Below are 9,171 nucleotides of genomic sequence, written 5' to 3'. Positions count from 1 at the left end.
TACGTTGCCTAAGTATTCAATTATAAACTCCAACTTTTGGGGGTCACATCAAAAGACGGCTTTTTCCTTTCTTCCACAAACGCTGGAGTATTTAAATGCCGGAGGCCGAGTATCAAATGCATCTTATCTTGGAGCCAAATTATTAAAAATATACCCGTCCATTGAGATCAAAGACGGCTTATTAGTCGCCGGGAAAAAATATCGTGGATCTTTTAAAAAAGCGGCCCTTCACTTTGTTGAAGACTTTCTCAAACAAGACCAACTAGACTTAACAAGCCTTAAATTAGTCGAAACAGTGGGATTAGACCCAGATACCAAGGCAGCCATTGAAAACTTATTAAAGGAACAAGGGATCCAGCCAGGTGAATGGTTACAAGCAGGAGCGGTAATTACTTGCCATGGCGGACCCGGCGCTTTTGGAATCAGTGCTATAAAAAAATAATAATGAACCCTAAGTTTGGCTTCTTTTAACAGGCAAGCAAACTTAGGGTTTTTCTAGTTAAAATTCAATTAAGTCTTCCATTTCAACAACCAGGCCAAAATCCAATAGGACCAAATAAACAGTCTTAACCGGTCGGCCTAAAGCTTGGCTCAAAGCTTCTTTGTAGATGGATAGTGGGAAACGATACTTATCCTTGATCTGATCAACCTGATCCTCCTGGCTAAAGTTAGAAAAGGCACGTTGACGGTCAGTTTTATAATCTAGAAGAATCAGTTGATCTTCATAAATCAAATAACCATCAATAACCCCGTGGATCAATAGCTGGTCTTGGCTTAATTGCCGAACTTGGCTAGAATCTATATGCTGGCCCAGAATTCGATCGGCATCCAATAGATATGAGAAGGCTTTTTCGCGTTTAAAATTTTCGGCATTTCGGATTAAGATTTGGCCCAAAGGGCTATTTAGAAATACCGCAATCTTATCTAAGTCTAAGAATTGGACTTGATCTTGAGTCATCTTTGCCTGAGCGACCAATTGATTGGCTTGCTTGATTAACAGGTCCAGATAATCAGTTGACTCCCTAAAGCAAGCGAAATCCAATTGTTGCAAATAAAAGTGAGTAAAGCTTCCAATGTCCGCATAAGAATAGTTACTAGTTTCCGCTTGAATAAATTTAGGGGCTTGGAAACTATCTTGGGTGTAGCGAATACCTTGAATACCTTGGGAGATGGTTCCTTCATAATCGATCTTCTCAATGAGGGGCTCCTCATATAGTCGCTTAAGTTCAGATACCGATTGATAACTTGACGTTGAAGTTGCCAATGGATAATCATAGTTTAATTGCCAATGACTAATCATTCCTTGACTAGGATCGGGAACAGGTGTTTCTTGGTGTAATTGTTCAGAGATTTGCTCTAACCAGTGGTCTATATTGTTAGTTTGCTGGGTTTGTTGTTGGACTTGACTCGCAACCAATTGATCACTATAAAAACTGATTTGAAGCTGATCCAATTGGAAGCTTGTAGTTTGGCTTTTATTCTCTTTAAAGCTCAGTGCTTGATTAATCCAAGTCAACCAAGATGGGCTGGATCGACGCAATTGGCGATCCACGGTCGTAGCATGAGGATCACTGAGTAAGCCAACTTGATCGGCTTGTTTCTCCCATTGCTCCACGGAATCCACAGTTCCTACTATAAATAATTTTTGCTCACAACGGGTGAGGGCCACATAGAGTTTACGCATCTCTTCAGCTTTCAAGCGATCCGCCTGTTCTATCTTATAAGCTTGGTGAACATAGGATGAGTATTTCAAATAAGTATCCGCTTGGTAGTAATCTGTCGCCATCCCATATTGCTTGGATAGAGTATAACCTTGTTGAACATCCTGTAAATTAAACTTTTTACCTGTATTGACCAAATAAACTACAGGGAATTCTAAACCTTTCGAAGCGTGAACGGTCATTACCCGCACTTGGTCTTCATCCGGATCTAGAACTTGAGGTTCTGCCAGATCATTTTCCCGGTTCATCACTTGCTCAATATAATAAATAAATGAAAAGAGATCTTTAGAGTGAGTAGATTGGTAATCTTGGGCTCGTTGGTAAAGGGCATGTAAGTTGGCCTGCCGCTGTCTACCATTACTGAGGCCCGAGACATAGTCCAAATAATAGGTCTCATCATAAATCTTCCATATTAATTCTACTAAGGAATGATCCAGCTGATAGCGTCGCCATTGATCTAACTGACTGAGAAAATAAGCGATTTTTTCTTGAATAACTAAGGCCTCTTTTTCCTTTACTTCTAAGCGAGCATATTCGAGAATAGCGGCATAGAAAAGCCCGTTCGGCACTTCGATCCGGATCCTAGCCAAATCTTCATCTGTTAGACCCACAAAATAGGATCTCAATACAGCAACCAAGGGAATATCCTGCATCGGATTATCAATTAATTTGAGCAAGCTCAAAAAGAGTTGGATTTCCTGCCTTTGGAAATAATTATCTATATTTTGAGCCTTGAGTGGAATTTGATAACGGGCAAAGATTTGCTGGTAGGTCAAGAAGACCTTCTTAGTTGAAGATAATATCACGATATCCTTATAAGATATCGACCTCATCATGCCCTGCTCCTTATCATAGATCTGATAGTCATTAGCTAACAATTCTTGAATAGATTGGGCCACCATATGAGCTTCTTTTTCTTCACTGGTCTGCCAATCTTTGTCTTTTGGATCTACTAGATCATCGGTGGAACTTTTACAGTTAATTAACAAATCGATCTTGAAGGCTGGATCTGGGCTCACCGGTTGAAAGCTTTTATTGCCTGTTTTTAGGGCTTCAGGTAAATGATAATCCATCTCACCAAATTTCTGATCCATCAATCTTTCAAATAGGTAATTAGTGAATTGCAAGACTTCGTCTCGAGACCGATAATTCTGGTCTAAGACAATCAATTCACCCTGATCACTGACTTGATAATTTTGATATTTTGCTAAGAACAAGGAAGGTTCAGCCATCCGAAAGCCATAAATTGATTGCTTGACATCCCCAACCATGAATAAGTTTCCAGGTAAATCTGTACGCTTTTCATGAGAGAGCCACGACAAAATTTCGGATTGGATCTCATTAACATCTTGATACTCATCTACCATCACTTCCTTAAATAAGTCTTGATAATAAACGGCAGCAGGACCTGCTTGGCGCTGAGAAGTTATTGGATCAATGGGAGCTAAGATATCTAAGGTGAAATGTTCTAAATCAGCATATTCTAGTATATGCTGGCTACGTTTATGGGCTTGGAGTTTATTTTTGAATAAGAGGACCAGATTGGATATCTTATCCAAACTACCTCCCGCTTGTTCTTCTACCCAGATCATCTCTTGATAAGGGTAAGTAATCGTCGATTGGATATCAGACTTAACCAGTTGGCTAGCTTGATCTCGTAATTCCTTAAGATCTTGGACCCATTCATAGTCTTCAGATTTCTTTGAATTATTGGGCCAGCGAGGAAAGTTGATGTTTGTGATCGCATCAATTAGTCTCTCCAAGTCGCTTGAGTCTAGTGCTTGATAGATGACGGCTAATTGCTCCTGGTCATGGTCGAGTACCGGCGCATACTTCTCGATGGTCTCCGACTGACAAGCATTCAAGCTTTGCTGCGCTTGGTCCAGTAGTTGACTAGCAGAAAAAATAGCCTCGCGGTATTGACTGGCTAAAGATTGTTCATAGAGGTCACTCGACATAAAACTTTGAAAATCCTTCGTCCATCTTCCTAAATTCTTTAACCATGAATCAGGTTGGGGATGTGAATTGGATCGTTCAAATATAACAATCACCATTTGATATAAACGGTCATCACTGCGTGCCTTAGCATATTGGCCTAGAAGATCGCTGTATTCTTCAAGACTTAAGCTAGATTCATGGTCACCTCTGACAATTTCAGTAAGTAAGTTCTCCCATACTTTCTGGTAAAGCATGGCTTGTTCGGTAGCATCAGTTAGAAGAGAAAAATTGGGGTTCAAATCTATTAAATAAAAAAACTGTTGAATGACCGCTAGACAAAAACTATGAATGGTTTGTATGTGACTGTTGGCTAGACGATTCAATTGATCTACATAGAATTGCTGTTCTGGACCCGGCAGCTGATCAGATATGATCTGTCTCAGCTTTTCTTCCAAGCGTTCCTTCATCTCCTTAGCGGCTGCTTCCGTGAAGGTTACCACCAGTAATTGATCCAAGTTTAAATGACCTCTTTCAAGGTGATTAATCACTCGTTCGATCAATACAGTCGTCTTTCCCGATCCTGCTGAGGCAGCTACAAGAATGTTATTTCCTTCTTGATGGATAGCTTGCCACTGTTGATCGTTAAATTTTGAATGAATGGGTTTAAGTGGTAGCTCACTCATCGGTATCCTCCTCTTGATAAATTCTAGCTAATTCTTCTAGAACTTGTTTACTATCCATTTGCTTGTGACGATAGACTTGGTAGTCCTCCGTAGGATCAAAACCTGTAATCACCCGGTATGGATGCTTTAAGGATAAGGTAAACTGATTTTCATAGAAGGGCTGGAACTCTATATGACCGGCTTGGATTGACTCAGCCGCCTGTCTGATTAATGTTTGCGTATGTTTCAACAAATAAGTTAATTCTTCTGAATTAAAGTAGTTAACGTAAGCGTAATAATCACCATTCTTTTTAACTTGAACGGGATAGATACGACTGCTTGTCTGGTCTTGCAAGCTGGCGTCTACTGTGGACAGAGTCGAACCGTCAATACTCAGCAAGCCTTGAAAACGAGGATAGAAATCAGAAGGTTGAACCTCCTTAGCTAAATCTTTAGATTCAACTATCTGATAATCATTCATGATGGGCTGATAGAAAGCACCTAGAGGTATTTGGTTGCTAAGATATTGACTCGCAACAGCTAGATAGGTTAATAGCTGGAGATCCAAGCCATAGTAGGCGTCAACAAGGTTAAATTTCTTTTCTGTAGATTTATAATCGATAACCTGGAATAAGTCCTGACTAGTATGACAATCAATACGGTCAATCTTACCATTAATGGTTAAGTGGCCACCAGAGGTAAGCTGATACTTAAAACCAGGAATCGATTCTGAACCTGGACGACCAAAGACCGTTTCAGTTAAATACGGTTGGAAATGATTAAGCCGACTCTGATAACTAATCACCTGTGTTAAATAATTCAATTGCTGCTGAATTTGGCTTTCAACTAAGGAGAGCCGCGGGTGACCTCGAAATAGATCAAAACGCGAGTCTACATTGATTAATTGACACGTTTCAGTAAATAGTTGATCCAGATCTTTGGGACCTGCTTGAGATAAGACTAGTTTCTTGGACTGGGCCAGCCTCATATATAGGTCGAGAAAATGATGGAAATAGTCTCCACTCTTAGCTGGTGTAATCTCATATCGATCTCGTTCTTGCAATTTCAAACCATAGGTCAAGAAATGACTATAGGGATCTTGATAATATTGCTCAATCTTTGAAATGGAAGCATAAATATCTTTGCCATAGAGCTTGAGGGCAAGGTTAGGGCTAATGTTTTTAGGAAGTTTGGAAAAGTTAAATAAACCAGGAATTAGATTAACTAAGTAGTGACTTTGAGCATCCTTCTGGCTAGTTAGATAACGCAAAATAGCTTGCAAAGCCGTCGGCAAGGAGTCGGCTTCCCTAGCTAAGACTTGAATGGCCTTAAGGATCGATGCAAAAATACTACGCTCAGATCCAAATTCATAAGTGTGCGGGGAATCAATCATAGTCATGAAATTAGGTGATTCACTAAAGAAGCTAGTCCCGCTACTTACTTTCTCTACAATCGGACGAATCAAGGGCGAGAATTGACGACTGGCTTCACCGACTTGCCGAGCATAAGTCAAATACAAACGGTTACTGGCTGTTAAAAATAGCTGGTAAGCAAACAGATTCTCTTGTTGCTTATCTAAGGCCGGATCTGCAAGTAACGACTGGTGTGGGAGTAAGTGTTGAATAATTTGCTGGCGATCTTCTTCTCTTAACAAACTATCGTTGGTGGTAGCCTTGGGAAGTGCTTGGTCATCTAAACCAATCACAAAGGCGACTTTATATGGTCTAATCCTTGGACTTTCAATATTTGTAAAAGTTACTTGATCCAAAGTCGGTGGAATAATATGGAAAGTTGCTTGTTTGAGACCGGCTAACAATAAATCACAAAAGTGATTATAGGTTATGGTTGATTGACCATATAAATCATGGAATTCTTCCAGAATAGCCATTAAATTAGCCCACACTTGCTCATACTGTCTCGAGTCACCAATCGCTCCTTGTAGGATAGCTTGGTCTCGCTTATTTTCCAATCTTTTTCTGATTCTACTAGCGATTAAACATTGATACAGCCAGTGACTAGCTTGACTACCAGAAACTTCTTGGTCCCAAAAAGCAAAACTTTGAACCAGGTCTACATTAAACCACTGCCGGTATCGATCCAGTAGTTCACCTAATGTTCCTAGTTCTTGGCCCTCCTGGTCCATATAGGCGAGCTCTCGGGTTTCAAATTCCCAATCAAAAGAAGGATTATTGAACCGATAAGAAAAATAGCCATTTGCCAGCATAATATTCTCGACGATGGCTAATTGGTGTTGCCATGATTCAAAAGCTAAATTTCCTTCGTCATCACTCAACCAATCCGGAGTAAAGAGATCTGACTTTAACACGGTCATCAAATCTGTGTATTGGTAGTGGTAGCGTGGCAAATTAAGAAAGGCTTCCAACCAAATAACCAAATGATGCTCCTCCATCAGAGTCTGGTTGTCATAAAAGACAGGCACTTGATTGCGGTCAAAGTAATGCTGGTAGGTGGCTTGATAACGCCCTAGGTCTCTAGTTAAGACCACAATATCTTGATAGCGATATCCTCCTTCTTTTACCAGGTGGTCTATTTCGTTGGTAACCATTACCAATTCACTTACCGGAGTATCCATCTCAAAAACTTGTAAGTGATCAGCAGAGAGGGATTTAATTTGAGTAGAAATGGGCTTTAAATTTAAATAATCACGTGCTGTATTTGCTAATTGCATAAGTTCTGGCTTGATAGCGTAAAAAGGCTCACTGATTTGCCAATCTGCTAATAAATCCACTTGCATAAAACTAGCTAAGTCCTTTAATTGATGATAAGTGCGCAGACTGGTATTTAATAGCGGTTGATTAACTTGATTCCATACTAATGCTTCTTCCTGGCTACAAGGCAAGCTCACAGCCAGCCACCGACAATATTTAGCCAATTGTAAGATAAGATTGACTTGCTTGGCATTAAATACTTGATAGTGATCAATAACGATATATAAAGACTTAATACGGTCTGAATGACCGGCTTCAAGATAGTCAAATAAATGTTGGTAGGATAGATCACTAGCTAAAGCCAAAGGCTCAACTCGATCTATGAATGCTTGATACAAAAGCTGAATTTCACTTAAGCGTAAATGATCTAAGAGCATTGGATCAATTGGATTGGTTGAACTTGATAAGGAAGAATCAGCTAATAAGAGATCTGCTGGTTCAACATTACCATCGTAAAGTTCAATAAATAAATCTAACAATTTATCCACAAAACCCATTTGATTGACTTGTCCAGCTAAAAGGGTCAGTTGCTCTTGGTGATCAATTAAGATCTGCTGAATGAGCATAGCCAAGCCACTATCACTAATTCCTGTCTGATGGGTCATTTCCTTGGGCATTAAAAACCAAGACAGCCGCGTAAATGAAGCAACTTGTATGTCTATCATTGCTGCTTGATCCGCTTCTTGATATTTCTGGATCGTCTCTAACATAAGCGACTCCATATCAAATTTCATATGCTCAGGAACAATGTAGTAAATTTCAGCAGAGGGATCCTGCTGCTTGATCTTTAAGAGATGATGAATGATTGGGGTTTTCTTATCAACGGCTAGGTCCCCAGTAATAATTTGAAGCGACACAAACTCCCTCCTCTAAGCACTAGCTATTTATTTTGCATTCAATTCAGCAATCTTGACTATCACTTGACAAGCTTTAACCATTGATTCAACTGCAACAAACTCATAACGGCCATGCATGTTCTCTCCGCCAGCAAATATATTAGGCGTTGGAAGTCCCATAAAGCTGAGTTTAGAACCATCTGTTCCACCCCGAATACCCGCAATCACAGGTTCAATATCTAAGGATTCCATAGCTGCTTTGGCTAGTTCTATTGGGGTCATATCTTGCTCGATAATTTCCGCCATATTGTAGTATTGATCTAATAGCGAAATTTCAACTGGATCGTAAAGATATTTTTCGTTAATTTCTTGGCAGATAGCGACTAATTTTTCTTTCATTTCTTGGAAGGTTTGTCGGTCAAAGTCACGAATAATTAAGATTAATTCAGCTTCTTCAACTGTTCCCTTAATTTCATAAACATGATAGAAACCATCCCTTCCATCTGTTAATTCAGGTACTTGTTCAGAAGGTAAACTAGATAGGATTTGATTAGCTAGACTTATCGCATTAACCATCTGTCCCTTGGCCGTTCCAGGATGGACGCTAACCCCTTGAATTTCAATTTTTGCTTCACAAGCGTTAAAGCTTTCGTATTGCAATTCACCTACTGGCCCACCGTCCATTGTATATGCAAAATCACAAGCAAAGCCTTCCACGTCAAAATGATCAGCTCCACGTCCAATTTCTTCATCTGGACCAAAGGCGACCCGGATTTTTCCGTGCTGAATTTCAGGATGTTGGATTAGGTAATCCATAGCGGTCACGATTTCAGCAATACCAGCCTTGTCATCAGCACCTAATAGAGTAGTCCCGTCAGTTGTAATCAAGGTTTGACCTTGGTAGTCAGCCAACTGAGGAAAGTCAGAGACCTTCATCACATAAGCCCCTTCCCCATCGAGATCAATATCTTGGCCAGCATAGTTATTAATAATTTGAGGGTTCACATTTTCAGAATTAAAGTCAGCTGTATCAACGTGAGCGATAAATCCAATAGTGGCAACCGACTGATCATCCGGGGTATTGGCAGGCAGTGTCGCCGTTACAAAGCCATTATCAGTATTTAAGGCTACTTCTTCCATTCCAATTTTTTCAAGTTCTTCCACTAAGAGGCGTGAAAGATCTAGTTGTCGCTCGGTCGATGGAATAGACTGACTACTGGCATCGGAACGAGTATTAATCTTGGCGTATTCAATGAAACGATCTTGTAACTGGTTAAACATTTTC

General features: G+C 40.0%; 4 protein-coding genes. 1 reads left to right on the top strand and 3 read right to left on the bottom strand.

The window, feature by feature from the left end; genetic code table 11:
* Positions 1 to 442: DegV family protein (locus tag T408_RS11000; protein WP_211230830.1), on the top strand; the 442-nt coding region annotated here is incomplete at its 5' end.
* 57 nt (positions 443 to 499) lie between these two features.
* Here the strand turns inward: T408_RS11000 and addA are convergent.
* The 3 genes from addA to pepT are packed head-to-tail and all read right to left on the bottom strand — an operon-like array spanning position 500 to position 9,167.
* Entirely contained in the window at positions 500 to 4,342 is a 3,843-nt protein-coding gene (gene addA, locus T408_RS0105550; RefSeq protein ID WP_035420215.1) for a helicase-exonuclease AddAB subunit AddA, read from the bottom strand.
* Complete coding sequence (locus tag T408_RS0105545; RefSeq protein WP_028119073.1) at positions 4,335 to 7,907, bottom strand: PD-(D/E)XK nuclease family protein; 3,573 nt, start codon at positions 7,905 to 7,907, stop codon at positions 4,335 to 4,337. Before T408_RS0105545 ends, addA begins: the two co-directional genes overlap by 8 nt.
* Before the next feature lie 27 nt (positions 7,908 to 7,934).
* Positions 7,935 to 9,167 carry a peptidase T gene (gene pepT, locus T408_RS0105540; protein WP_028119072.1) on the bottom strand — a complete coding sequence of 411 codons (1,233 nt, stop codon included), beginning with the start codon at positions 9,165 to 9,167 and terminating at the stop codon, positions 7,935 to 7,937.
* Positions 9,168 to 9,171: the final 4 nt, after the last annotated feature.

Source organism: Hutsoniella sourekii ATCC 700629 (assembly GCF_000518205.1).
Taxonomy (GTDB): Bacteria; Bacillota; Bacilli; order Lactobacillales; family Aerococcaceae; genus Hutsoniella; species Hutsoniella sourekii.
This window is presented reverse-complemented; position numbering and strand designations above follow the sequence as displayed.

What these genes read in the sequence shown, in the direction of transcription:
- addA (WP_035420215.1), bottom strand. Translation starts at nt 4,342, where the DNA reads ATGAGTGAGCTACCACTTAAACCCATTCATTCAAAATTTAACGATCAA.
- pepT (WP_028119072.1), bottom strand. Translation starts at nt 9,167, where the DNA reads ATGTTTAACCAGTTACAAGATCGTTTCATTGAATACGCCAAGATTAAT.